Source organism: Kitasatospora sp. NPDC088861 (assembly GCF_044750105.1).
Classification (GTDB): domain Bacteria; phylum Actinomycetota; class Actinomycetes; order Streptomycetales; family Streptomycetaceae; genus Kitasatospora.
Genome location: NZ_JBIVJF010000020.1, coordinates 116,164 through 140,038, shown reverse-complemented (window position 1 = coordinate 140,038; position 23,875 = coordinate 116,164). Strand labels below are relative to the sequence as shown.

Here is a 23,875-nt window from a genome sequence, read left to right as displayed (position 1 = left end):
TTGCCCCCGCTCTCTCGCGGCGACTCCGGAACTGTACGGGGACAGGACCGCCACATGCAAATCGCCCCCGCCCGGGGTCCCGGGCAGGGGCGATCAGTGCGACGCGGACCAGGTCAGCGGACCTCGGTGATCTCCGGACCGCGGGCGAACGGGTCGAGGGCCGCGCTGCCGAAACGGTTGTCGCCCTCGCCGGCCGCCGCAGCCGTACCGCCGCCGTCGGCGACCATCTGGGCGTCCTCGGGGAGCTTCAGCACGATCGGGTCGCGGGGCGCCATCGGGCTCTCGCCCCGGACGACGACCGTCTGCTGGAAGACCTGTTCCAGGATCCCGGCCATTTCCGGCTGCACGGCGGCCTGGCCCGAGATCACACCCCGCAGGAACCAGCGCGGGCCGTCGCAACCGACGAAGCGCACCAGCTGTACGCCCTGGGTGCCGTCCGGCAGCTGCACCGGGACCTGCGCGCGGAGGTGCCAGCCGAGCGGGCCCTCCTCCTCCTCGATGAGGCCGCCCTGCGCGGTGATGCCGTTGGCGATCTCCTCCCGGACCTCCCCCCAGATGCCCTCCGACTTGGGAGCGGCGAAGGCCTGCAGCTGGATGGCGCTGTTGCCGAGGACGAGGGTCGCGGCGACGATCGCGTCACCGGCGACCTCCACCCGCAGCTCCATGCCCTCGACGCCGGGGACCAGCAGACCCCCGAGGTCCACTCGCCCCTCCTCGGGGTTCTCCAGCTCGGAGTGGTCCCACGGACCGTCCGGCCGCGGGGCCGGCGGCAGGCCGACCTTGTCGGACGGGTCCAGCTCGGTCACGTTCTCGCTCTCGGCGGAACCTTCGACGTCATCGGCCGTCTCGTCGGCGCTGATGGCGTCGTCGGCGAGCTGCTCGACAGCGTCCTCGCTCTTCTGGCGACGACGGAACACGGTCACTGTCCTTCCCGGTCCAAGACCGATGCGAATACCTGCTCGGCTTCCTGCGAGGCCGCGGGAATGCTAGACCGCGGCGTGGCCGCCGGTCGACCCGAACCCGCCCTCGGCACGTGCCGACCCAGGCAGCTCGGCCACCTCGTGGAAGCGGGCCTTCTCGACCTGCTGGATCACCAGCTGGGCGATCCGGTCCCCTCGGCGGAAGCTGACCCCCTCGCGCGGGTCCAGATTGACGACGATCACCTTGATCTCTCCACGGTACCCGGCATCGACCGTCCCCGGGGCGTTCACGAGAGCAACTCCGCAACGAGCTGCCAGCCCGGACCGGGGGTGGACGAAGGCCGCGTAGCCGTCCGGGAGGGCGATCGCGATGCCGGTGGGCAGGACGGCCCGCTCACCGGGGGCCAGCTCGGCGTCCACGGTGGTGCGCAGATCGGCTCCCGCGTCGCCGGGCTGCGCGTAGGCGGGCAGCGGCAACTCGGGGTCGGTGCGCCTGATCAGGACGTCCAGCGGCGGGCGGGGGGTGTTGCTCAAGGGTTCACCTCAAAGGCTCGTGCGCGCTTCATCAGATCCGGGTCGTCGAGGACCTTCTCGATGTCCTCGGGACGACCGTGCGTGGTGAAGTGTTCCAGCTTCACCTGGATGAAGAGCGCCTGCGCACGCACCGCGACCGGTCCGTCGGGGCCGCCGATGCGCGCCTCGGCGGCGCTGTAGATCTTGCGGCCGTGGACGCCGGTGACCCAGGCGCGCAGGTGCAGCACCGAGTCGACCGGGACGGGGCAGAGGAAGTCGGTCTCCAGCCGGCCGGTGACGGCGGGGGCGTGCAGCAGCCAGTTGAGCGTGCCGAGGGTCTCGTCCATGGCGGTGGTCAGCACTCCGCCGTGGGCCAGGCCCGGACCGCCCTGGTGGACGTCCCGGACGGCGAACTCGGCGGTGACGTCGAGTCCCTCGCCGGCGACCGCGTCGATCCGCAGCCCGCCGGGGTGTTGCGGTCCGCAGCCGAAGCAGTGCTCGTAGTGGGAGCCGAGCCGGGTGCCGGGGGCGGGCGCCTCGGGGGCGCGCGGCGGCAGTACGGCGTCCGGCGGCGGGGTGGTCGGGGACGGCGGCAGCGCGGGCGCCGGCCGGTCGGCGGGGGCGGTGGGGGTGGTCGAACCGGTCACGGGGCCCCAGCCTACCCAGGGGTAGGCGCGCGGCCGGTGGGGGTGGCGTCCCGCTACCGGCGTCAGGGCGCCCACAATGGGGGCATGTACGACGAACGCCTCACGGTGCCGCGCTCCTGGTGGCTGCTCCCGGTCGCGACCGGGCTCACGCTCGCCCTGATCCTGCTGCGGGTCAGTGGTCTGGCCGCGCTGGTCGGGCTGGTGGTCGGCATCGCCGCCGGCGCGGTCGCGATCAGCAGCTACGGCTCGGTCCGGATCCGCGTGGTGCAGGGCTCGCTGGTGGCCGGGCCGGCCCGGATCCCGGTGGACGCCCTGGGCACCGCGCACCCGCTGAGCCCCGCCGAGGCGGTGGCCTGGCGCGGGCCGAAGGCCAACCCGCGCGCCTTCATGCTGCTGCGCAGCTACGTCCCGACGGCGCTGCGGATCGAGGTGACCGACCCGTCCGACCCGACGCCCTACCTCTACCTGTCGACCCGCTCGCCGATGAAGCTGGCGGAGGCGCTGGAGGAGGCCCGTCGCGGCGCCCGCACCTAGGGCCTGTCCGGCCGACCCTGCCGGGACAGCACCTGGCGGAGGGACCCGCGCACGCCTGGGGCAGCCCCGGAACGCGCACAGGCCCGAAAAAACGGAGAGGGACGGTTCCGCTGATGCGGGACCGTCCCTACGACTTTGTGCCGGCCGACGTGCTCATGGCCGACCCCGTCCTCCCGGTGCCGTCCGTCAGGACGGCGACCGGACCTGCCGTCCGGCCCCGCTGCCCGGGGCCGGAAGGGGCGCTGTGCCGGCCCCGCGGAAGCCGCGGGTGCCGGGCCCTGTCCGCCGCGGTGCTCAGGCGCCGCAGTCCCGGCAGATCGGGTTGCCGTTCTTCTCGCTGTACAGCTGACTGCGGTGGTGCACCAGGAAGCAGCTCATGCAGGTGAACTCGTCGGCCTGCTTCGGCAGCACCCGGACCGCGAGCTCCTCGTTCGAGAGGTCCGCGCCCGGGAGCTCCATGCCCTCGGCCGCATCGAACTCGTCGACGTCGACAGAGCCGCCGCCCTTGTCGTTCCGCCGAGCCTTGAGTTCCTCGATGCTGTCTTCGTTGAGCTCGTCGTCGGTCTTGCGTGGGGTGTCGTAGTCCGTTGCCATTGTTCGCTCTCCCCCTCCGGGTTTGTGCGGTGTGTGCGGTATCTCCAGCGCACGTAACGCATGGGGGGTCGGTCTTGTGCCCGACCCGAGGCGGAGATTTTGCCTTACTTCAAGCCCTGTTACTCAATCGACACTCAGCCAGGGGTCCGTTGGGGTGATCCACCAGGCTGCGGGAGGCCTCACGCTGGGCCATCGCCAGCCTCCTCCAGCATCCGCTCAGCGGCCACTCACAGTGAGCACGGGTCGCACTGATGCTCGTCCGTTCCCTTGCCCACCTGGGGTGCCGGCCAATCATCCGGCCGGGTGCGGACCCGAAATCCGGTCACGGACTGCGATCGGCACCCCAGTTCGGGTGATCACTCTCCGAGGTCGGGTGAAGTCACGGAGCGACACGATGTGAGCTTGGTCACGTTCAGAATCTTCCAGGGCAAACCACGGAAAATCCACCCACTTCGGCTGCTCCGTCGAACACCCTAGTCGGTGCTCCGGCGCGCGGCCCGACGGGCCAGGATCGCGGCCTGGCGCTCCTCGAACTTGCGCGCCTGGCCGTCCAGCTCGTCCAGGAAGACGCCGAGCTCGTTCTGCGCCAGCAGGCCCTCCGGGCCGAGACCGCCGATCTCCATCACGCGCAGGTGGCGCAGCACCGGCTGCAGCACGTCGTCGTGGTGGATGCGCAGGTTGTAGACCCCGCCGAGGGCGATCTGCGCGGCGGCCCGCTCGAAGCCGGGGATGCCGTGGCCGGGCATCCGGAAGTCGGTGACCACGTCGGCCACGGCCCGCATGGCCTGGTCGGGGGCGATCTCCAGGGCGGCCTTCAGCAGGTTCCGGTAGAAGACCATGTGGAGGTTCTCGTCGTTGGCGATCTTCGCCAGCAGTTGGTCGCAGAGCGGGTCGCCGGCGTACTTGCCGGTGTTGCGGTGCGAGATGCGGGTGGCGAGCTCCTGGAAGGCCACGTACGCGACCGACTGCAGCATGCTGTGCGCGTTGTCGGACTCGAAGCCCTCGGACATGTGGCTCATCCGGGCCCGCTCCAGCTCCACCGGGTCGACGGCCCGGGTGGCGAGCAGGAAGTCGCGAATCGCTATCCCGTGCCGGCCCTCCTCGGCGGTCCAGCGGTGCACCCAGGTGCCCCAGGCGCCCTCGCGGCCGAACATGCTGGCGATCTCGTGGTGGTAGCTGGGGAGGTTGTCCTCGGTCAGCAGGTTCACCACCAGCGACACCCGGCCGAGCGGCGTCACCTGGGACTGCTCGACGGCCCAGGCGTCGCCGCCCAGCACGCCGTCGAAGTCACGGCCCTGGCTCCACGGCACGAACTCGTGCGGCATCCACTCCTTGGCCACGGCGAGGTGGCGGTTGAGCTCCTTCTCCACGACCTCTTCGAGGGCCAGGATCAGCCGGGCGTCGGTCCAGCCGGTCGATCCGAGGGAGGCGCTGCTCTGCACAGGGGCGATGGTCACGGTCTTGCTCCTGGGGGACGGCACGCGCGGGACGGGCGCGTTGGGCGGGCACGTCTGCGACGCACTTACGGTTCCGTAGGTTACGACACCGTAAGTTGCCCGGGCGGGAAATGACAAGCCGCCCCCGCCAGGCCTTATGTCGTCTTGACGGGCCTGACGGGGGCGGCGGTGAACGGTCGCTTACGGAGCGCGGCGGCGGGGAGGGCGCGGCGGGCCCGGGAGGGGCCCGGCGGGCGGGGTCAGGGGTTGGGGATCCGGACCCGCATGGTGAGGCCGCCACCGGAGCGCGCAGTGGCCTCGATGGTGCCACCGTGGGCGCGCACCACCGAGCGGACGATGGACAGGCCGAGCCCGACCCCCTTGTCGCTGCGGGTGCGGTCGGCGCCCTTGACCCGGCGGAACGGCTCGAAGATGTGCTCCAGCTCGTAGCCGGGCACCACCGGGCCGGTGTTGGACACCACCAGCTCGCCGCCGCCGGGCACCTCGGCGGTGGCCAGCTCGACCCAGCCGCCGGGAGTGTTGTACCGGACGGCGTTCTGCAGCAGGTTGAGCGCCAGCCGCTCCAGCAGCACGCCGTTGCCCGCGACCACGGCCGGAGCGAGCTTGGAGCGCAGCTCGACCTCGCGCCGGTCCGCCTCGGCCCTGGTCTGCTCCAGGGCTCGGGTGGCCACCTCGGAGAGCTCCACCGGGCGGCGGTCGGTCAGCTCGTTCTCGCTGCGGGCGAGCAGCAGCAGGCCCTCCACCAGCTGTTCGCTGCGCTCGTTGGTGGCCAGCAGGGTCTTGCCGAGCTGCTGGAGGTCGGGCGAGGCGGCCGGGTCGGAGAGCTGGACCTCCAGCAGGGTGCGGTTGATCGCCAGCGGGGTGCGCAGTTCGTGCGAGGCGTTGGCGACGAAGCGGCGCTGGGAGTCGAAGGACCGGTCCAACCGGTCCAACATGTCGTCGAAGGTGTCGGCGAGTTCCTTGAGCTCGTCGTCCGGCCCGTCCAGCTCGATCCGCCGGTGCAGGTCGGAGGAGGCGACGTCGCGGGCGGTGCGGGTGATCCGGCCGAGCGGGCGCAGCACCCGGCCGGCCAGCGCGTAGCCGGCCGCGAAGGCGATCACGGCGAGGCAGACCAGCATCGTGAGCGACTTGCGCAGCAGGGTGTTGAGCGCCGAGTTGGAGCGCAGCAGGTAGTCGCCGGCCTGCTCCTGGTTGAACTGCGCGCTGTTCATCGGGACACCGTTGACCCGCAGGCTGCCGTCGAACTGGAACGTGCGCGGCGCCAGGTTGTTCACGGCGTCCTGGAAGAACACGTACATCAGCAGCAGCAGGACCACGCCGGCCATCAGGAACATGCCGCCGTAGAGCAGGGTGAGCCGCATCCGGATGGTCGGCCGGAAGGGCAGCCAGGCGAGCATGCCGTCGCCGGGTGCGTAGCGTCCGGACTGGGGCGCGCGCGGGGGGTGCTGGGGCTTGGGCGGTACGGCGCGCGGGCCGCCGGCAGGCGCGCCGGAGGGCCCGCCGGCCGGGGGCGGGGTGGTCATGATGGTCCTCTCGGGGCGTCCGCCGGGGCGGGCGCGGGGTGGGGGGGAGCCCGACCGGGTCCGGCGAACGGATCCGGTCCGCTCGGATCCGGTCAGGTGGTCCGGCGCGTCCGGTCAGATCCGGTCAGATCCGGTAGCCGGAGCCCGGGACGGTGATGATCACCGGCGGGTCACCGAGCTTGCGGCGCAGCGTCATCACGGTGACGCGCACGACGTTGGTGAACGGGTCGGTGTGCTCGTCCCAGGCCTTCTCCAGCAGCTGCTCGGCGGAGACGACGGCGCCGCCGGCCCGCATCAGCACCTCCAGGACGGCGAACTCCTTGGGGGCGAGCTGGACGGTGCGGCCCTCGCGGATCACCTCGCGGCGGCCCGGGTCGAGCGAGATGCCGGCCCGCTCCAGCACCGGGGGCAGCGGAACGGTCGCGCGGCGGCCCAGCGCCCTTACCCGGGCGACGAGTTCGCTGAAGGCGAACGGCTTCGGAAGGTAGTCGTCCGCGCCGATCTCCAGGCCCTCGACCCGGTCGCTGATGTCGCCGGAGGCGGTCAGCATGATCACCCGGGTGGCCAGGCCCTGTTCGACCACCTTGCGGCAGACGTCGTCGCCGTGGACCAGCGGGAGGTCGCGGTCCAGGACCACGACGTCGTAGTCGTTGACCGCGATGCGCTGGAGCGCGGCCTCCCCGTCGTACACCACGTCGACGGCCATCGCCTCGCGGCGCAGGCCGGTGGCGACAGCCTCGGCGAGCAGCTGCTCGTCCTCGACGACGAGAACCCGCACGATCGTTGTCCCTTCTCCAGGCCGGCCCCGGAAGCGGACGCGCGGCTCCGACGGTGCCCCCATCCTGCCTGGTCCGCCGGTAAAGCAGCGATAAGCTGCCGCTCAGGCACGGAGCGTTGGCAGCGGGTGATGACCGTTCGTGTCGGGACCAGTCCGGTTGGACTGTGACACAGGCAACTTTCTCGGGCCGGAAGGTTTCCCCATCTCCCCGGCGGGGAGGACAGCTTCACACCCGCGATCTGGCTGTTGGCCGATCGCACCCACCCGCCGTGCGTTCATCCGCGCCGGCCCTGGGGCTGGGACGTCACCGGGAGCGGCCGAAGGCCGTCTCCGCGCTCGACCGGAGATTCACGATCTGCCGGACGGGGCGCTGCCGCTGGCCACACCTCCTCGGGGCGGAGAACGTACGACCGTGCACGTCCGACACAGTAAGGGGGCCCGTATGGACGCCTTCAAGGCCGGAATCCTGCAGCGCATAGCCAACGCCGAGCAGGATCTGCACCGCGCGATCGAGGCCGGGGACGAGTTCCTCGCCGAGGTGGAGCAGTCCGAGCTGGACGACCTCCGCCGGCTCGCCGCCGAGCACGGCGTGGACACCGTGCTGGAGCGCCACCGCACCGCCGCCTGATCCACCCGACCTTCCGACCCGACGCCGGACCTCCGGCACCAGCGGCCCTGCGGGGGTCGTGCGAAAATCCCAGGCCCTGGCATCCCCCGTATGCCAGGGCTCTTCGCTGTCCAGGACCGTCCAAGGGCCCAGGGCGTGTCCTCAGTCCGCCCAGGCGCGCAGTGCGGCCAGTCGCTCCTGCAACGGCTGGTACACGCCCGGCGCGGCGGCCACGGTCAGCTCGCCGTCCGGGCCGTGCCCGGGACGGCCGCCGACCAGGGCCCCGGCCTCGGCGGCGATCAGGCAGCCGGCCGCGCGGTCCCAGGGGGCGAGGCCGCGCTCGTAGTAGCCGTCCAGCCGCCCGGCGGCGACGTCGCACAGGTCCACCGCGGCGGCCCCGCCCCGGCGGATGTCCCGCACCTCGGGCATCAGGGACAGCAGCACCTCGGCCTGGCGGGTCCGCACCGACTGGACGTAGTTGAAGCCGGTGCCGATCAGCGCCTGGCCCCACGGCGGGGCCGGGCGGGTGGAGAGCGGTCGGCCGTCGAGCCGGGCGCCGCGCCCGAGGACGGCGTGGAACAGCTCGCCGCGGGCCGGCGCGTACACCACGCCGACGACCGCCCGACCGTCCAGCTCGGCGGCCACGCTGACCGCCCAGGAGGGCAGCCCGTACAGGTAGTTGACCGTGCCGTCGAGCGGGTCGACGACCCAGCGCACCCCGCTGGTGCCGGGCCGCTCGGCGCCCTCCTCGCCGAGGTAGCCGTCCTCGGGGCGGCGCTCGGTGACCAGTTCCAGGACGAGCTTCTCGGAGGCGAGGTCCATCTCGGTCACCACGTCGACCGGGCTGCTCTTGGTGCCGGCCACGCCGAGGTCGGCGGGCCGGCCGTCACGCAGCAGGGCGCCGGCCTGCCGGGCCGCGTCCAGGGCGACCTCCAGCAGGTCGTCGAGGAGCCGGTCGTCGGGCAGGGCGGGAGTGGGCACGGGTCTCTCCTCCGGGAAAGCGGGACGGGCGGTCAGCGCTCGGCGGCGGCCGGGCGGGGGGCTCGCGGGTTGGGGCAGCAGGCCACCGCGCACACGTCGTGGCTGGGGCCGAGCGCGCCGAGGGCGCAGCGGTTCACCGGCTCGCCGCGCTCGGCGGCGGCCCGCTCCAGGACCAGTTCGCGCACCGCGGCGGTGAACCGCGGGTCGGCGCCGACGGTGGCGGCGCGGGCCACCGGCAGGCCGAGTTCGGCGGCCTTGGCGACGGCCTCGGTGTCGAGGTCGTACTTGACCTCCATGTGGTCGGAGACGAAGCCGATCGGGACCATCACCACGGCGGGCGCGCCGTCGGCGTGCTGGGCCTCCAGGTGGTCGCAGATGTCCGGTTCCAGCCACGGCGTGTGCGGGGCGCCGCTGCGGCTCTGGAACACCAGCTCCCAGGGCCGGTCCGCGACGCCGGTGCGTTCGGCGACGGCCCCGGCGATCAGCCGGGCGACGTCCAGGTGCTGGGCGACGTACGCGCCGCCGGGGCGGCCGCGGGCCGGGTCGTCCGGGGCGCCGGAGGTCTCGGCCATGGTGTCCGGGATGGAGTGGGTGGTGAACGCCAGCCGGGCGCCGGCCCGGACGTCCTCGGGCAGCCGCGCCAGGGCTGCCAGGGTGGCGTCGATCATCGGCTCGACGAAGCCGGGGTGGTTGTAGAAGTGCCGCAGCTTGTCGACCCGCAGCTCGGGCAGGCCCTCGGCGGCGAGGGCGGCCAGCGCGTCGGCCAGGTTCTCCCGGTACTGGCGGCAGCCCGAGAAGCCGGCGTAGGCGCTGGTGGCGAGGACGGCGACGCGGCGGTGGCCGTCCGCGGCCAGTTCGCGCAGGGTGTCCACCAGGTAGGGCGCCCAGTTCCGGTTGCCCCAGTAGACCGGCAGGTCCAGGCCGTGCTCGGCGAAGTCCTTGCGCAGCGCGGCGAGCAGTTCGCGGTTCTGCTCGTTGATCGGGCTGACCCCGCCGAACAGGAAGTAGTGCTTGCCGACCTCCTTCAGCCGCTCCTTGGGGATGCCGCGGCCCCGGGTCACGTTCTCCAGGAACGGGACGACGTCCTCGGGGGCCTCGGGCCCGCCGAAGGAGAGCAGCAGCAGGGCGTCGTACGGCTGCGGCGCTGCCGGGGCGGCGTCGGACGGTGAGGGTTTGCGCGCGTCGGACATGGCACCGATCCTGCCATTGAGGGGCCGGAGACCCTCGTCGGGGCTGCGAGGGTGTCCGGAAAATACTGTTTGCCAAGGTACGTAAGCTGTGTTGACCAGCCTCGTTCCTTACCCCCGCGGAGCTCCCGTGCTGTCCAGCTACCGCCAGATATTCGCCTCCCCCGGCAGTCTGGCCTTCTCCACCACCGGCTTCGTCTCCCGGCTGCCGATCTCCATGACCGGCATCGGCATCGTGACCATGCTCTCCCAGCTCAGAGGCTCCTACGGGGTGGCGGGCCTGGTGTCGGCGACCCTGGCGATCTCCGCCGCACTGCTCGGCCCGCAGGTCTCCCGGCTGGTGGACCGGCACGGGCAGCGCCGAATAATCGTCCCGGCCATGGCGCTCACCATCGTCGCCGTGGTCGGCCTGCTGCTGTGCGCCCGGTTCAAGGCGCCGGACTGGACGCTCTTCGTCTTCGCGGCCGGGATGGGCGTCATGCCGAGCACCGGCGCGATGGTCCGCGCCCGCTGGGCCCACCTGTACCGCGACGACGCCCCCAAGCTGCACACCGCGTACTCCTTCGAGGCCGTCGTCGACGAGGTCTGCTTCATCGTCGGCCCGATCCTCTCGATCGGCCTGGCCACCTCCGTCTTCCCCGAGGCCGGCGTCCTGCTCGCCGGGGTCTTCCTCGCCGTCGGCGTCCTGCTGTTCGCCGGGCAGCGCGCCACCGAACCGCCGGTCCACCCGGGCGCCCGGCACGTCGGCGGCTCGGTGATCCTCAACCGCGGCCTCCAGGTGCTGATCCTCACTTTCGTCGCCACCGGCGCGATCTTCGGCTCCGTCGAGGTCGTCACCGTCGCCTACTCCGAGACCCAGGGGCACAAGTCCATCGCCAGCGTGATCCTCGCGCTGTGGGCGCTCGGCTCCTGCCTGGCCGGCGTGGTCTTCGGCACCCTCAAGCTCACCGGCTCGATGGCCGGCCGCTTCTTCGCCGGTGTCCTGTTCATGGCGCTCAGCATGGCGCCACTGCTGCTGGTCGCCGAGTCGGTGCACGGAGTCGGCGGCCTGATCGCGGTCGGCGGCGCGCTGCTGATCGCGGGCATCGCCATCTCCCCCACCCTGATCACCGCGATGGCCCTGGTCGAACGGCTCGTCCCGGCCGCCCAGCTGACCGAGGGCATGACCTGGACGACCACCGGGCTCGCCCTCGGCGTCGCCGTCGGCTCCTCCGCCGGCGGCTGGGTGGTGGACGCCGCCGGCTCCGCCGCGGGCTACTGGGTGCCGCTGACCGCCGGGGTCTTCGGCGTGGTCACCGCGCTCGCCGGGCTCGGCCGCCTGCGCGCCGGGCTCGCCTCCGAGCAGACCGCCGACGAGCCCGCCGAAGCAGCCGAACAGACCGTAGACCTCGAACGGTGAACTGACTAATCTCTCCCTACCCGCGGGCCTACCCGTGGGTAGGGCGGCCCCCACCGCCCCGGACCGCGCCGACCCCGGTCGGCCACGGAGCAGGAGGCGGCGCCATGCCCCAGGCCAGTACCGCGACCCCCACCCGGTGGACCAACTGGGCCGGGAACCAGAGCGCCCGGCCCACCCGGGCCGCCACCCCCGGCACCGCGGAGGAACTGGCCAAGGAGATCCTGCGCGCCGCCGAACAGGGCCGCACCGTCAAGGCCGTCGGCTCCGGCCACTCCTTCACCTCGATCGCCTCCGCCGGCGACGGCGTCCTGCTCCGCCCGCACGCGCTCACCGCCGTCCGCGAGATCGACCGTGAGGCCGGCACCATCACCGTCGAGTCCGGCCTCCCGCTCGCCCGGCTCAACCGGATCCTCGCCGCCGAGGGCCTCTCCCTCACCAACATGGGCGACATCGAGGTGCAGACCGTGGCCGGCGCCACCAGCACCGGCACCCACGGCACCGGCCGCGACTCCGGCTCGCTCGCCGCCCAGATCCGCGCCCTGGAGATCGTCCTCGCCGACGGCAGCGTCCGGCGCTGCTCCCCCACCGAGCACCCCCGGCTCTTCCAGGGCGCCCGGCTCGGCCTCGGCGCCCTCGGCGTGATCACCGCGCTGACCTTCGCCGTCGAACCGGCCTTCCTGCTCACCGCGCACGAACAGCCGATGGCCTTCGACGAGGTGCTGGAACGGCTGGACGACCTCACCGCGGTCAACGAGCACTTCGAGTTCTACTGGTTCCCGCACACCGACCGCTGCGCCACCAAGCGCAACAACCGCAGCCAGGGCCCGGCCGCCCCGCTGCCCCGGTTCAAGGAGTGGCTGGAGGACGACTTCCTCTCCAACACCGTCTGGGAGGGCGCCTGCCGGGTCGGCCGGCGCTTCCCCGCCAGCATCCCCGCCATCGCCTCGCTGGCCAGCCGCGCCTGGTCCGACCGCAGCTACACCGACACGGCGCACCGGGTGTTCACCAGCCCGCGCAAGGTGCGCTTCGTGGAGATGGAGTACGCGGTGCCGCGCGCGGCCGTCGCCGGAGTGCTGCGCGAGCTGAAGGCCCTGGTCGAGCGCTCCGACTGGAAGGTCGGCTTCCCGGTGGAGGTGCGCTTCGCCCCCGCCGACGACCTCTGGTTCTCCACCGCCTCCGGCCGGGACAGCGCCTACATCGCCGTCCACCTCTACCGGGGCACCGCCGACCAGGGCTACTTCACCGGCGTCGAGCAGCTGATGTGCGCCCACCAGGGCCGCCCGCACTGGGGCAAGCTGCACACCCGGGACGCCGAGTACCTGTCCGGCGCCTACCCGCACTTCGGCGACTTCACCGCCCTGCGCGACGAGGTCGACCCGCAGCGCGTGTTCGGCAACGACTACCTGCGCCGGGTCCTCGGCGCCTGATCACGGGGTGGCGCCCTGGGTCGGCGCCGCGGGCTGCGGCGGGGCCACGGAGGCGGGGGCGTTGCTCGGCACCGGCGGCTGCGGGCTCGCCCCGCCGGAGGTGCCGGAGGGCTTCCCGCCGTCCGCGGTCGGTGACGAACCGGCCGACGGCGTCATGCTCGGGCCCGCCGAGGGCGAGGCCGTACCTCCGCCGTGCTCACCGGCCCCACCGCTCGGGCCCGCGCTCGGGCCGGTGCTCGGCTCCCGGCTCGGCCGCGTCGTCGGCGGGGCCGAGGCACCGCCGGACGGCGAGGGCTCCGAGCCGCGCCCGCCGCCGGTGGAGGGCCGCTCCGTCGGCGGCGTCTCCCGCGGGGTGGAGGACTTCGGGCTCACCACGCCGCCGAAGGAGGTGCCGTTGCCCGACTCGCCCTTCACCGTCGCCGACACCGGCTGCCCGGTGGCCAGTTCGAACGCCAGGATCGGCGTCATCGCCACCACGAACACCAGCCCCGACACCGCCGCGTAGGTCTTCCACGTCCACCGCCGACGCGCCCGGACCACCTGCGGCTCGTTCCACTCCGAGGAGATCGCCGACGGCGCCGGCTCCACCGGACGCTCCGGCACCTGGCGCAGCCCGTTCGCGGCGTGGCCGGGCCCCCGCTCCACCACCGCCTCGCGCAGCTGCTCGCCGGTGCGCCGGAAGACGTGCTGGAACACCGCACCGCCGGTGGTGGCCCCGACACTGACCACCGCCGCACCCAGGATCGTTCCGTACACGCCGAGTTCGGAGGCGAGCAGCGCCCCCACCACCGTGGCCAGCGCACTCGCAGCGACCTGAGCCACGCTCAGATCGATCCGCTTGCGCTCCTTCTTGCCGCCCTCCTCGGCGGGGCTCCGCTCCGGCATCAACATCCCTCGGTCCGTACGACTGTTCCTCGAACAAGTCACTCCATCTTGCCCAAAGAAGGACACAAGGGACGAAAATGCGGTTCTCCGGCCCCGATATATGTGAAGATGATCACCGTTCACCCGCCGGTGGTCCGCCGTTGGGGGCATGCGCTCTTGAGATTCCCGTGAATCGCGGGAGACTTGAGCGGCGAGCCGCCCCTTCGGATGCCACGAATGGAGTACTGTTCGTAAAGCCTGAGCCTTGGGTCGACTTGTCGACTGCGCCCACACCGGCAGCTTGACGAAGAGCCACGGAACAGGCACGCACGGCGACGCCCGTCCCGGACCGTCGCGAACACTCCGCGTGCGAGGACGGCCGGGGCACCCAGGCGCGACGTCGACGGATGGCGTGGCAAAAAGGCAACCGTGCCACAGCGGCGTGACCGGGCGTACGCCCGACACGCCGGGGAACTCAGCAAGGTTGTGGCCAGTCGCGAGCGGGCAGGCCACACTCAGTACGGGAGCAGCGACGCAGGTGACGTCGGCAGGCACCACCCGGGAGGTAACCGTGCCCGAACTGCGGGTTGTGGCCGTCAGCAACGACGGCACACGGCTGGTGCTCAAGGCTGCCGACAGCACGGAGTACACCCTTCCCATCGACGAGCGGCTGCGCGCCGCCATCCGTGGGGATCGTCCGCGCCTCGGCCAGATCGAGATCGAAGTCGAGAGCCATCTGCGGCCCCGGGACATCCAGGCCCGGATACGAGCCGGTGCCTCCGCCGAGGAGGTCGCCCAGGCCGCCGGCATCTCCGTCGACCGGGTCCGCCGCTTCGAGGGTCCGGTCCTCGCCGAGCGCGCCTTCATGGCCGAACGCGCCCGAAAGACCGCCATCCGCCGCAACGGCGAATCCACCGGGCCCCAGCTCGGCGAGGCCGTCGCCGAGCGGCTCGCGCTGCGCGGCGCCGAGAAGGACACCGAACGCTGGGACTCCTGGCGGCGCGACGACGGCACCTGGGAGGTCATCCTCGCCTACCGTGCCGACGACGAGGGCCGCAGCGCCTCCTGGACGTACGACCCGCCCCGGCGCCTGGTCCAGCCCAACGACGACGAGGCCCGCGCGCTGATCGGCGAGAACGTCGAGCGCGAGGAGGAGTCGGTCTTCCCGTTCATCCCGCGGATCGCCCGGCTCCCCCAGGACCGGCCGCCCCGCCCGATGATCGACCGGCCCTCCGCCGACCGCATCATGTCCGCCCGCGAGGCCACCGCCGAGTCCAGGGACTCCCTGACCAGCCTGCTCGACGTGGTCCCCGCCTTCCGCGGCGACCTCGCCGTCGGCCCCGCCCCGATCGAACCGGTGCCCGCAGAGGTCGCCGAGGAGAGCGAGGAGGCGGCCGCGGCCGCCGCACCGGCGGTCGGCGCGGGCTCGGCCTACGCCGACATCCTGATGCCGCGGGCCGTCGCCCCGCACCGCGAACGACTGGTCGGCACCACCGACCGCCAGGCCGAGGCGGACGGCGTCCGGCCCGGCCGCCGGGCCACCGTGCCCAGCTGGGACGAGATCGTCTTCGGCAGCCGGCGCAAGAAGCAGGAGTAGCAGAAGCAGAGTGATACGGGGCGCCGGCTGAGCCGGCGCCCCGCATCACTCTGTGCGCGTCAGGAAATCCCGCCTCAGACCGCCCCCGGCTCAGCCCGGCTGGTCGGTCACCGCCACCGGGCGGGCCTCGTCGCTCGACCACTCGCTCCACGACCCCGGGTACAGCGTCGCCGGCAGGCCCGCCACCTCCAGCGCCAGGATCTGGTGCGCCGCCGTCACCCCCGAGCCGCAGTACACCGCCGTCTCCCGCTCACCCACGCCCAGCGCGCGGAACCGCGCCGCCAGCTCCGCGGCCGACCTGAACCGCCCGTCGGCCGCCACGTTCTCGGCCGTCGGCGCCGACACCGCACCCGGGATGTGCCCGGCGCGCGGGTCCACCGGCTCGCTCTCGCCCCGGTAGCGGTCCCCCGCCCGGGCGTCCAGCAGCAGCGCACCGCGCGCCCAGGCCGCCGCACCGTCCGCGTCCACCACGGGCAACTGCCCCGGGACCGGCTTGAAATGACCCTCCGCCGGCGCCGGGACCTCCGCCGTCACCGGCAGTCCGGCCGCCGACCAGGCCGCGTACCCGCCGTCCAGCACCCGGACGTCCCGGTGCCCGGCCCAGCGCAGCAGCCACCAGGCGCGGGCCGCCGCCAGCGAGGCCGCGCCGTCGTACACCACCACCGGGCGGTCGGAGTCCACCCCCAGGCGGCGCATCGCCGCGCCGAACTCCTCCGGGTCCGGCAGCGGGTGGCGGCCGCCCCGGCCTGGGGCGCCCGGCGGGGCCGCGAGGTCCCGGTCCAGGTCGACGAAGCGGGCGCCGGGCAGGTGCCCGGCCCGGTACTCCTCGGCGGCGGTCGGGCCGGACTGCGCGGCACCGACCAGCCGGTAGCGCACGTCCAACAGCACCGGCGGGAGCGCGGAGGCGAGCGCCTGCGCCAGCCCGGCCGCGGAGATCAGCGGGGAACCGTCGTTGTAGGTGGTCATGGCGGCCATTGTCGCGCAGCGCCGCCACCCCGCCGCTCTTTGTGCGGTCTTTGCCGGAATTTCCGCGCGGCCCGAGGGTTCGACGCGCGCCAGAGTGGAAGCATCACCCTCGCGCGCGAGGATTTCCGTGCGCCAACCACCCGTTGCGCCAACCACCCATGAGGGGGCCCGCATTGCCCGCGGTGGAACTCCGACTGGCCCAGGGCACCCCCTGCTGGGTCAGTCTGCTGACCGACGACCTGGCCGGCGCCCGCGTGTTCTACGCCGACCTGCTCGGCTGGACCTACACCCCGGGCCCCGGCCAGCTCGGCGCCTACGTCCGCGCCGAACTCGACGGGGCACCGGTCGCCGGCCTCGGCGTCTCCACCGCCACCGGCTTCCCGGTGCAGTGGACCAGCTACTTCGCCGTCGACGACGCCGACCACACCGCCCAACTGGTGCGCGCCTGCGGCGGAACCGTGGCCGTCGGGCCGCTCCAGGCCGAACGCGCCGGGCGGATGGCCATCGCCGCCGACGTCTCCGGCGCCGTCTTCGGCCTCTGGCAGGGCGAGGAGCACACCGGCCGGGAGGCCGGGCCCGAACCCGGCGGACCGGCCTGGACCGAACTGCTCACCCCCGACACCGACGGCGCCGTCGCCTTCTACACCGCGGTACTCGACCGCCCCGTCCGGCACGCCGACGACGAGTCCACGCTACTCGTGCACGGGCGACCGGTCGCCGGCATCCGGCACCGCGCCGAACTGCGCGGCCATCCGCCCCGCTGGCGGGTCCACTTCGCCGTCCGCGACGCCGACGCCACCGCCCGGCACGCCGTCGGACTCGGCGGCCGCGTCCTGGTCGAACCGCACGACACCGCCCGCGGCCGCGCCGCCCGGCTGTCCGACCCGCAGGGCGGGCACTTCTCGGTGCTGGAACTCCGTTAGCGCGCCCGGGAGCAGGACTCAGACCTGCTGCTCGAAGGGCAGCACGTCCGGCGAGAGCACCGAGGCCCGGGCCGTCGCGGCGGTCAGCCGGCGGCGGTGGTGCCGGCGGCAGAGCACCTCGTACCCGACCTCGTCCTCGTTCACCGAGATGTCGCCGACCACCACCTGGGCGCCCTCGACCACCATCACCCCGCCCACCGTCCGGGCGTTGTGCGTCGCCCGCGCACCGCACCAGCACAGCGCCTCGACCTGGAGCACCTCCACCCGGTCCGCCAGCTCGATCAGCCGCTGGGAGCCGGGGAACAGCCGGGTGCGGAAATCCGTGGTGATCCCGAACGTGTAGGCGTCGATGTCGAGTTCGTCCACCACCCGGGCCAACTGGTCGACCTGCTCGGCGGCGAAGAACTGCGCCTCGTCGCAGATCAGGTAGTCCACCCGGCCGCCCGCCGAGAGCCGGTGCACCACGTACGCGTGGAAGTCGAAGTCGTCCGTCACCTCGACCGCGTCCGCCCGCAGGCCCAGCCGGCTGGAGATGGTCGCCGCACCAGCGCGGTCGTGGCGGGTCAGGATGAGGCCCTGCCGGCCGCGGGCGGAGTGGTTGTGGTCCATCTGCAGCGCCAGCGTCGACTTGCCGCAGTCCATCGTGCCCGAGAAGAACACCAGTTCAGCCATGGGTGGAGCAAAGGCCTTTCACATCAGGGGAGTTCGGGCACAGAAGAGTCAAGGACCCGGCTCAGCCGCGAACTTCGAGCAGCGGCACGAACTGCTCGACCGGGGTCATCGAACCGTGCAGGCCGATCATCGCGGACTCGCCCGGCTCGTTGCGGGAGGCGGTGATCGCGATGTCGTCCCGCGCCGCGGCCACCACGTCGCCGATCCGCCCGTACACCCGCTCGTCCACGGCCGGACCGAACCAGCCCGCCGCGATCGCCTGGTCCCGGGTGGCCACCCACATCCGGTCGCCCAGGACCTCGCTCCAGACCGCGAACACGTCGGCCGCCGCACCGGGCACCGCGTACACGTGCCGGGCCCGGCCCTCGCCGCCCAGCAGGGCCACGCCGGCACCCAGCTCCCAGTCCTCGTCGAAGTCGATCCGGTCCTCCGGCGCGATGTCGATCATGCCGTGGTCAGCGGTCACGTACATCGCCGAACGCGGCGGCAGCCGCTCGGCCAGCCGGCGGGCCAGCCGGTCCACCGCGTCCAGGGTCATCCGCCACTCGTCCGAGTCCACCCCGAAGCGGTGGCCCGCACCGTCCAGCTCGCTGACGTACGTGTAGACCAGCGCCCGGTCGTGCTCGGCCAGCCAGGAGGCCGCCAGGTCCATCCGCTCCTCGCCCGTGGTCCGGCCCAGGAAGGTGCCGCCGGACAGCGCCACCCTGGTCAGCGGCGTCTGCGAGAACAGCGGGGAGGACACCTGCGCGGTCGCCACCCCGGCGGCGTCCGTCCGCTCGAAGACCGTCGGGTACGGCTGCCAGACGTGCGGGTCGGTGTGCGGCTGCCAACGCAGCTGGTTCATCAGATAACCGGCGCCCGGCACCGCGACCGTGTACCCGGCCAGGCCGTGCAGCCCCGGCGGCGTGCCGGTGCCGACCGAGGCCAGCGAAGTCGCCGTGGTCGACGGGAAACCAGCGGTCAGCGGGCGGCCCGAACCACCCATCGAACTCCCGGCCAGCGCGGACAGGAACGGCGCGTACTCCGGGTGCCGCAGCAGCAGCTCCCAGCCCAGGCCGTCCACCAGGAACACCACCACCCGGTCCGCCGGGGCGATCGGCAGGGTCGCGGTGAAGCCCGGGACGCCCAGGCCCGCCGCCACCGAGGGCAACAGGTCGCAGAGCGAACCACTGCCGTACGGGGGCGCGGGAGCCGCGGCCGGGTCGAGGATCTCGAAGGCGTCGAAGCCGCCGGAGGGTGCGAAGGACATGAAACCGGATTCGTAGCAGTCGAAGGCGGCGGCGCTCAGACCCGCGGGCCGTTGCTGATCGTCGCGTCGGAGAGAGCGCGGGCGAACACCAGCGCCTGGGCCACCGTCTCCGGGCCGTCACCGGCCTCGCTCACCCGCAGTGAGAGATCGTCAGCCGTCGCCGAGCCGGTGTAGCCGTGGTCAGCCTCGCAGTTCGGATCCGAACAGCCCGCGGGCTCCAGGTCCAGCCGCTGCACCGCACCCCAGCCGATCGTCAGCACCACCTCGCGCGGCAGCGTCCCCGGCGTGTACGTCTCCGGGTTCGCGACCATCCGGCTCAGCACGACCGAACCGATCCGGTCCAGCCGGACACTCTCCGTCGACGTCGTCGCGAACGGCACCGCCGGGCTGCCCGCGTCCCCCGACTGCTCATCGGTGTGGCTCACCACGAACCGCGTCGGGGTCAGCACCAGCACCGTCACGTGCCGACGCACCTCGTTGGCGTCGAAGGTCGTCTCCTGGTGCACCAGGTAGGAGCTGATCGGCTCCGGGCCCACCGCGGCCTCGACCGCCTCGGACACCAGGGCCGGGTAGTAACCGCTGCGCTCGATCGCCGAGCGCAGGTCCTGAGTGCTGGTGGTACCGGTCTTCGCCATAACTCCATCCTGGCATGGTCCGCCGACGAAGCGGGCGGCACGGCGCCGAGCTTCGGACAACAGCGCCCACAGGCAGGCGCAACCAAGGAAGGTTACAGGGTGCTCATCGCGCGCGGGCCCAGATCGCTGCGGACGGGCAGCGGCGCGATCCGCACCCGCGCCCCCAGGATCGCCAGCCCGTACGGGGCCACGACCACCGGTTCGAGATCCACCGAGGCGATCTCCGGCACGTCGTCCACCAACTGCGACACCCGCAGCAGCAACTCCTCCAGCGCGTCGGTGTCCACCGCCTCCGCGCCCCGCCAACCGAACAGCAGGGGCGCCGCGCGCACCTCCCGGACCAGCCCGGCCACCTCCTGGTCGGTCGCCGGGACCAACCGGTGCGCCACATCGCCCAGCAGCTCGGCGGGCGCCCCGGCCAGGCCGAACGACAGGATCGCGCCGACCGCCGGATCCACCGTGGCACCGATCACGGTGTCCACCCCGCGCGGCGCCATCCGCTGCACCACCAGCTCCGCCTGCGCCGCACCGCCCAGCAGCGCGTCCAGCTCGCGGTGCGCCCGGCGCAGCCCGGGCTCGCCGGTCAGATCCAGCCGCACGCTGCCCAGGTCCGGGCGGTGGCGCAGATGCGGGGCGGTGGCCTTCAACGCCACCGGGTAGCCGAGCGTCGCCGCGGCCCGCACGGCCGCCTCCTCGTCCGGGGCCGGCAGCGCCGGGAAGACGTCGATGCCGTAGCGGGCCAGCAGCTCGCGGGCCCCGGCGTCCGGCAGGGTGATCCGGGCGCCGCCCGGCTGCGTCCGCGCGGCAATCGCCGTCCGGGTGCTCAACGCCGCCTCGACCAGCGCGCGGGCGCCCGGCTCGTCGATCCGGTCCAGCTCGGGCACCCGGGCCGTCTCCTCCGCCTCGGCCGTCCGGCGCCGCCACTGCGCGTAGTGCACCGCGTGCGCCAGCGCCCGCACCGCCCGCTCCGGCGCCGCGAACGCCGGCACGCCCCCCGGGCGCAGCCGGACCGGCAGATCGGTCAACGCCAGATGGGCGAGCACCAGCGGCTTGCCCAACTCCCTTGCCCTTCGGCTGGCTTCGAGCAGTGCGTCGGCGATCTCCGGATCGTCCGAACCCATCTCCGGATCGTCCGGGCCGGTCAGCCGGCCGCCCATGAAGGCGTGCGCGGACGTGCCGATCGGCGGGATCGCCACCGCGATCACCGCGTCCACCGCCGGATCGGCCAGCGCCACGTCCAGCGCGATCCGGAAGTTCTCGCCCGTCGCGGCCGTGGTCAGGTCCACCGGGGTGCGCGGCCGCAGGCCCGCGCTCAGGCAGGCGTCGTAGGTCAGCAGGCCCAGCGAGTCCGAGTTGCCGACCACCGCGACCCGGTCCCCCGGCGGCAGCGGCTGCAGGGCCAGCAGCTCCCCGGTGTCGTACAGCTCGGTGATCGTCTCCACCCTGATCACGCCCGCCTGCTCGAACAGCGCGTCCACCGTCGCGTCGCGCAGCCCCGTCGCGGTCGCCGGCACCGCGTGGCCCGGCGGCAGGCTGCCGGTGTGCCGGGCGCCCTTCACCACCACGACCGGCTTCACCGCGGCCAGCCGGCGCGCGATCCGGGTGAACTTGCGCGGGTTGCCGAAGGACTCCAGGTAGAGCAGCACCACCTCGGTGGCCTCGTCCTCCGCCCAGTACTGCAGGAAGTCGTTCCCGGAGACGTCCGACCGGTTGCCCACCGAGGCGAAGGAGGACACCCCCAAGCCCCTGCGGTGCGCCGACTCCAGCAGGGCCACCCCGATCGCACCGGACTGGCAGAAGATCCCGAACCCGCCCCGGCCCGGCAGCTGCGGAGCCAGCGAGGCGTTCAACGGGCGGTCCGGATCGGTGTTGATCAGGCCGAAGGCGTTCGGGCCGATCACCCGCATCCCCGCCGCCCGCGCCTGGCGCACCAGCGCGCGCTGGCGGTCCCGGCCCTCCGGACCGGTCTCCGCGTACCCGGCGGTCACCACCACCAGGCCCTGCACCCCGTGCGCACCGCACTCGGCGACCGCCGCCGGGACGGCCCCCTCCGGGACGGCGATCACCGCGAGATCCACCGGCCCCGGAATGTCCAGAACCGAACGGTGCACCGGGACGCCGTCCAGCTCGGTGCCCGGCGGGGCGTTGCGGTTCACCGCGTACACCGGGCGCGTGTCGTCGGCACTGCCCAGCAGGTCCCGCAGGATCGCCCGGCCCACCGTCTGCGGATTGCGCGACACCCCGATCACCGCCACCGACCGCGGGGTCAGCAGCCGCTGCACCGACTTCGCCTCCGCCCGGTGCTCGCGCGCCCGCATCACCGCCAGCGAACGGTCCGTCTGCTCAAGATCGAACTCCAGGTGCACCACACCGTCGGTGAAACTGCGGCGCTGCGTGTAGCCGGCATCGGTGAAGACCTTCACCATCTTCCGGTTCTCCGGCAGCACCTCCGCCTGGAACCGGCGGATCCCGCGCTCCTGCGCCACCGCCGCGATGTGCTCCAGCAGCGCCGACGCCACCCCGCGGCCCTGATGGGCGTCCTGCACCAGGAACGCCACCTCGGCGTCCGTCCCGGCCTCGGACGGACGGCCCTGCGCGTCGATCCGGTCGTAGCGGACGGTCGCGATGAAACGGTCCCGGACCACCACCGCCAGCGCCACCCGGTCCACGAAGTCGTGGTGGGTGAAACGGCGGACGTCCTTCTCCGACAACCGGGGGTAGGGGGCGAAGAAACGGAAGTACTTGGACTGGTCCGATACCTGTGCGTAGAACTCCACCAGACGCTCCGCGTCCTCCGGCGTGATCGGCCGGATGCGGGCCGTACCGCCGTCCCGCAGCAGGATGTCGGCCTCCCAGTGCTGGGGGTAATCCGGTCCGGATTCCCGCCGGTCACCGGGGTCCTGCTCGGGCTGCGCCACTGCGGAGTCGTCCACATTCGTCAGGTTATCCGGCAGTGAGCCGAATGGCGCCGGGTGCACACTGGCTGCAGGGTGGGCAGGGCCGCCGGCCGGGCCTTATGCCCCGAAAAGAAACAATCACAAGTCCCGAACGCAGCGGCTCGCAGGGACCGCCTGCGTGCAACACTGGTCTAGACAACATGGCCGCTTCCCCGAGCACGGCCGTAACCAGCTTCACCGGAAAGGCACGTCTCATGGCTGAGCGCCGCGTCACCATCGGTTGGGCCGAGGGCCTGCACGCCCGTCCCGCCTCCGTCTTCGTCCGGGCCGTCACGGCCACCGGCGTGCCGATCACCATCGCCAAGCCCGGCGGCAACCCCGTCAACGCCGCCTCCATGCTCGGCCTGCTCGCCCTCGGCGCCCAGGGCGGCGACGAGGTCGTCCTCGCCTCCGACGCCGAGAACGCCGACGACGCGCTCGACCGCCTCGCCAAGCTCGTCCAGGAAGGCCTCGACGAGCTCCCGGCCGCGGCCTGAGCCGACTCGACCGACGGAAGCGCCCGGCAGCCATAGCGCTGCCGGGCGCTTCTGTTCGCGGAATCGATCGTATCCACACCATCGAGCGAACTGGTGAGCGATCACGCTCCTTCGGCGATTGATCGCACAGATGCTCGCCGCATGACGTTCTTCGACCTCGAACGACCCGAGCACGCCTACATGTTCGCCTTCCTCCAGGCAGACGGACACCTCACCGAGCAGTCCCGCAACCGTGGTCGGCTCTCCGTGGAACTCTCCGCGCGCGACGCGCCCATCCTGGAGGAGTTCCAGCGGCTCTGCCCGTACAACAGCAGCATCCGATACCGGACGCGCAGCACGAACTTCAAGACGGAGCACACCTCGGTGATGTGGACCGTCTGTGCCCGGGAGTTCCGCGAGGAGTTGCAGGGCCTCGGCCTGCCGGTGGGGCGGAAGTCCGAGATCGTCGCGCCGCCGAGCGTGCCGTTCTCCGAGCGCGACTACCTGCGCGGCCTCATCGACGCCGACGGCTCGGTCGGCCTCACGTCCAAGGATCTGCCCTTCGTCAGCCTGGCCACCAAGAGCGACGCAACGGCCGTCTTCACCGCCACCTATGCAGAACGCCTCTGCGGAGCCCGACGCAAGCTCAACCGCAACAAGCGCGACAACATCTACAACATCCTCTTCCTCGCGGAAGCTGCTGTGGCCTTGACTACCGATCTCTACTACCCGGGCAGTCTGGCACTACCCCGCAAGCAGGCCGGTGCCGATCGAGTCAGCGCGTGGGTTCGCCCACCGACCATGGGGTTCGCTCCCCCTCGGCGCGGTTGGACTCCAGAGGAGGACGAAGTGATCCTCACCGCACCAAACATGGAAGCGGCCTCCGAGTACCTGGGCCGAACGCTCAAGAGCTGCAAGGTCCGTCACTGGCGACTTGCCGGCCCGAAACGTCCGAGAGTCTTTCCGCAGCGGTGAGGATGGCCCCTGGCG

23 protein-coding genes are annotated in these 23,875 nt (G+C 72.8%); 8 read left to right on the top strand and 15 right to left on the bottom strand.

Translation table 11 applies throughout. The annotated features are described in order from the left end of the window. Nucleotides 1-113 precede the first annotated feature (113 nt). From ACIP37_RS27850 to ACIP37_RS27840, 3 genes are all read right to left on the bottom strand, one after another. Nucleotides 114-917 (bottom strand): DUF3710 domain-containing protein, encoded by an 804-nt coding sequence (locus ACIP37_RS27850; RefSeq protein ID WP_363584459.1) that lies wholly within the window; start codon nucleotides 915-917, stop codon nucleotides 114-116. Between the two features lie 69 nt (nucleotides 918-986). Then, entirely contained in the window at nucleotides 987-1,454 is a 468-nt protein-coding gene (dut, locus tag ACIP37_RS27845) for a dUTP diphosphatase (RefSeq protein ID WP_363584461.1), read from the bottom strand. Beyond that, nucleotides 1,451-2,029: a PaaI family thioesterase gene (locus ACIP37_RS27840; RefSeq protein ID WP_063351415.1), complete on the bottom strand. Its 579-nt coding sequence runs from the start codon at nucleotides 2,027-2,029 to the stop codon at nucleotides 1,451-1,453. The genes dut and ACIP37_RS27840 overlap by 4 nt, the downstream gene beginning before the upstream one ends. 135 nt (nucleotides 2,030-2,164) lie before the next feature. On the opposite strand from ACIP37_RS27840, the gene ACIP37_RS27835 reads away from it, so the two are divergent. Beyond that, nucleotides 2,165-2,614, top strand: coding sequence for a DUF3093 domain-containing protein (locus ACIP37_RS27835; RefSeq protein ID WP_350880051.1), 450 nt, complete (start codon nucleotides 2,165-2,167; stop codon nucleotides 2,612-2,614). Nucleotides 2,615-2,908: 294 nt separating this feature from the next. Here ACIP37_RS27835 and ACIP37_RS27830 read toward each other — a convergent pair whose 3' ends face one another. The 4 genes from ACIP37_RS27830 to ACIP37_RS27815 form a co-directional block, all read right to left on the bottom strand. Beyond that, a complete protein-coding gene (locus ACIP37_RS27830) occupies nucleotides 2,909-3,208 on the bottom strand; it encodes a DUF4193 domain-containing protein (protein ID WP_030057692.1) in 300 nt (99 codons plus the stop codon). Nucleotides 3,209-3,681: 473 nt separating this feature from the next. Then, the gene (locus ACIP37_RS27825) at nucleotides 3,682-4,665 is read right to left on the bottom strand and encodes an acyl-ACP desaturase (RefSeq protein WP_363630308.1); all 984 of its coding nucleotides are present in this window, start codon (nucleotides 4,663-4,665) and stop codon (nucleotides 3,682-3,684) included. Between the two features lie 239 nt (nucleotides 4,666-4,904). Further along, on the bottom strand, nucleotides 4,905-6,188 hold the full coding sequence (locus tag ACIP37_RS27820) for a HAMP domain-containing sensor histidine kinase (RefSeq protein ID WP_363630309.1): 1,284 nt from the start codon (nucleotides 6,186-6,188) through the stop codon (nucleotides 4,905-4,907). Nucleotides 6,189-6,312: 124 nt separating this feature from the next. Then, nucleotides 6,313-6,966 (bottom strand): response regulator transcription factor, encoded by a 654-nt coding sequence (locus tag ACIP37_RS27815; RefSeq protein ID WP_188296105.1) that lies wholly within the window; start codon nucleotides 6,964-6,966, stop codon nucleotides 6,313-6,315. Nucleotides 6,967-7,408: 442 nt separating this feature from the next. On the opposite strand from ACIP37_RS27815, the gene ACIP37_RS27810 reads away from it, so the two are divergent. Further along, nucleotides 7,409-7,594 carry a hypothetical protein gene (locus ACIP37_RS27810; protein WP_030057688.1) on the top strand — a complete coding sequence of 62 codons (186 nt, stop codon included), beginning with the start codon at nucleotides 7,409-7,411 and terminating at the stop codon, nucleotides 7,592-7,594. 141 nt (nucleotides 7,595-7,735) lie between these two features. Here the strand turns inward: ACIP37_RS27810 and ACIP37_RS27805 are convergent, their stop codons facing one another. Together ACIP37_RS27805 and ACIP37_RS27800 are read right to left on the bottom strand one after the other, a co-directional pair. After that, nucleotides 7,736-8,554 carry an inositol monophosphatase family protein gene (locus ACIP37_RS27805; protein WP_363584467.1) on the bottom strand — a complete coding sequence of 273 codons (819 nt, stop codon included), beginning with the start codon at nucleotides 8,552-8,554 and terminating at the stop codon, nucleotides 7,736-7,738. A 32-nt stretch (nucleotides 8,555-8,586) separates the two neighbouring features. Continuing rightward, nucleotides 8,587-9,744 carry a ferrochelatase gene (locus ACIP37_RS27800; protein WP_400808499.1) on the bottom strand — a complete coding sequence of 386 codons (1,158 nt, stop codon included), beginning with the start codon at nucleotides 9,742-9,744 and terminating at the stop codon, nucleotides 8,587-8,589. Nucleotides 9,745-9,871: 127 nt separating this feature from the next. Here ACIP37_RS27800 and ACIP37_RS27795 point away from each other — a divergent pair, with 127 nt between their 5' ends. Beyond that, the gene (locus tag ACIP37_RS27795; RefSeq protein ID WP_363584471.1) at nucleotides 9,872-11,140 is read left to right on the top strand and encodes an MFS transporter; all 1,269 of its coding nucleotides are present in this window, start codon (nucleotides 9,872-9,874) and stop codon (nucleotides 11,138-11,140) included. A gap of 104 nt (nucleotides 11,141-11,244) precedes the next feature. Then, nucleotides 11,245-12,567 carry a D-arabinono-1,4-lactone oxidase gene (locus ACIP37_RS27790; RefSeq protein ID WP_400336201.1) on the top strand — a complete coding sequence of 441 codons (1,323 nt, stop codon included), beginning with the start codon at nucleotides 11,245-11,247 and terminating at the stop codon, nucleotides 12,565-12,567. Here the strand turns inward: ACIP37_RS27790 and ACIP37_RS27785 are convergent, their stop codons facing one another. Further along, nucleotides 12,568-13,452 carry a hypothetical protein gene (locus tag ACIP37_RS27785; RefSeq protein WP_363584475.1) on the bottom strand — a complete coding sequence of 295 codons (885 nt, stop codon included), beginning with the start codon at nucleotides 13,450-13,452 and terminating at the stop codon, nucleotides 12,568-12,570. It abuts the gene before it with no gap. 517 nt (nucleotides 13,453-13,969) lie between these two features. On the opposite strand from ACIP37_RS27785, the gene sepH reads away from it, so the two are divergent. Beyond that, nucleotides 13,970-15,028 (top strand): septation protein SepH, encoded by a 1,059-nt coding sequence (gene sepH, locus ACIP37_RS27780; protein WP_363584477.1) that lies wholly within the window; start codon nucleotides 13,970-13,972, stop codon nucleotides 15,026-15,028. A gap of 90 nt (nucleotides 15,029-15,118) precedes the next feature. On the opposite strand, the gene ACIP37_RS27775 is transcribed toward sepH, so the two are convergent. Further along, nucleotides 15,119-15,994, bottom strand: coding sequence for a sulfurtransferase (locus ACIP37_RS27775; RefSeq protein WP_363584479.1), 876 nt, complete (start codon nucleotides 15,992-15,994; stop codon nucleotides 15,119-15,121). Between the two features lie 182 nt (nucleotides 15,995-16,176). Between ACIP37_RS27775 and ACIP37_RS27770 the strand changes: the two genes are divergently transcribed. After that, the gene (locus tag ACIP37_RS27770) at nucleotides 16,177-16,917 is read left to right on the top strand and encodes a VOC family protein (RefSeq protein WP_363584481.1); all 741 of its coding nucleotides are present in this window, start codon (nucleotides 16,177-16,179) and stop codon (nucleotides 16,915-16,917) included. 18 nt (nucleotides 16,918-16,935) lie between these two features. Here the strand turns inward: ACIP37_RS27770 and ACIP37_RS27765 are convergent, their stop codons facing one another. The 4 genes from ACIP37_RS27765 to ACIP37_RS27750 form a co-directional block, all read right to left on the bottom strand. Further along, a complete protein-coding gene (locus ACIP37_RS27765) occupies nucleotides 16,936-17,589 on the bottom strand; it encodes a thymidine kinase (RefSeq protein WP_063349376.1) in 654 nt (217 codons plus the stop codon). A 61-nt stretch (nucleotides 17,590-17,650) separates the two neighbouring features. Further along, entirely contained in the window at nucleotides 17,651-18,838 is a 1,188-nt protein-coding gene (locus ACIP37_RS27760; RefSeq protein ID WP_363584483.1) for a nucleotide pyrophosphatase/phosphodiesterase family protein, read from the bottom strand. 35 nt (nucleotides 18,839-18,873) lie between these two features. Continuing rightward, on the bottom strand, nucleotides 18,874-19,473 hold the full coding sequence (locus ACIP37_RS27755) for a DUF5998 family protein (protein WP_063349374.1): 600 nt from the start codon (nucleotides 19,471-19,473) through the stop codon (nucleotides 18,874-18,876). Between the two features lie 92 nt (nucleotides 19,474-19,565). After that, nucleotides 19,566-22,391: a GNAT family N-acetyltransferase gene (locus ACIP37_RS27750; protein WP_363584623.1), complete on the bottom strand. Its 2,826-nt coding sequence runs from the start codon at nucleotides 22,389-22,391 to the stop codon at nucleotides 19,566-19,568. A 233-nt stretch (nucleotides 22,392-22,624) separates the two neighbouring features. Here ACIP37_RS27750 and ACIP37_RS27745 point away from each other — a divergent pair, with 233 nt between their 5' ends. Further along, nucleotides 22,625-22,906, top strand: coding sequence for an HPr family phosphocarrier protein (locus ACIP37_RS27745; protein ID WP_360258304.1), 282 nt, complete (start codon nucleotides 22,625-22,627; stop codon nucleotides 22,904-22,906). Between the two features lie 141 nt (nucleotides 22,907-23,047). Further along, on the top strand, nucleotides 23,048-23,860 hold the full coding sequence (locus ACIP37_RS27740; protein ID WP_363584485.1) for an LAGLIDADG family homing endonuclease: 813 nt from the start codon (nucleotides 23,048-23,050) through the stop codon (nucleotides 23,858-23,860). The last annotated feature ends 15 nt before the right edge of the window (nucleotides 23,861-23,875 follow it).

What these genes read in the sequence shown, in the direction of transcription:
- ACIP37_RS27835 (WP_350880051.1), top strand. Translation starts at nt 2,165, where the DNA reads ATGTACGACGAACGCCTCACGGTGCCGCGCTCCTGGTGGCTGCTCCCG.
- ACIP37_RS27830 (WP_030057692.1), bottom strand. Translation starts at nt 3,208, where the DNA reads ATGGCAACGGACTACGACACCCCACGCAAGACCGACGACGAGCTCAAC.
- ACIP37_RS27740 (WP_363584485.1), top strand. Translation starts at nt 23,048, where the DNA reads ATGACGTTCTTCGACCTCGAACGACCCGAGCACGCCTACATGTTCGCC.
- ACIP37_RS27820 (WP_363630309.1), bottom strand. Translation starts at nt 6,188, where the DNA reads ATGACCACCCCGCCCCCGGCCGGCGGGCCCTCCGGCGCGCCTGCCGGC.
- ACIP37_RS27745 (WP_360258304.1), top strand. Translation starts at nt 22,625, where the DNA reads ATGGCTGAGCGCCGCGTCACCATCGGTTGGGCCGAGGGCCTGCACGCC.
- ACIP37_RS27775 (WP_363584479.1), bottom strand. Translation starts at nt 15,994, where the DNA reads ATGACCACCTACAACGACGGTTCCCCGCTGATCTCCGCGGCCGGGCTG.
- ACIP37_RS27810 (WP_030057688.1), top strand. Translation starts at nt 7,409, where the DNA reads ATGGACGCCTTCAAGGCCGGAATCCTGCAGCGCATAGCCAACGCCGAG.
- ACIP37_RS27760 (WP_363584483.1), bottom strand. Translation starts at nt 18,838, where the DNA reads ATGTCCTTCGCACCCTCCGGCGGCTTCGACGCCTTCGAGATCCTCGAC.
- ACIP37_RS27765 (WP_063349376.1), bottom strand. Translation starts at nt 17,589, where the DNA reads ATGGCTGAACTGGTGTTCTTCTCGGGCACGATGGACTGCGGCAAGTCG.
- ACIP37_RS27790 (WP_400336201.1), top strand. Translation starts at nt 11,245, where the DNA reads ATGCCCCAGGCCAGTACCGCGACCCCCACCCGGTGGACCAACTGGGCC.
- ACIP37_RS27785 (WP_363584475.1), bottom strand. Translation starts at nt 13,452, where the DNA reads ATGCCGGAGCGGAGCCCCGCCGAGGAGGGCGGCAAGAAGGAGCGCAAG.
- ACIP37_RS27800 (WP_400808499.1), bottom strand. Translation starts at nt 9,744, where the DNA reads ATGTCCGACGCGCGCAAACCCTCACCGTCCGACGCCGCCCCGGCAGCG.
- ACIP37_RS27755 (WP_063349374.1), bottom strand. Translation starts at nt 19,473, where the DNA reads ATGGCGAAGACCGGTACCACCAGCACTCAGGACCTGCGCTCGGCGATC.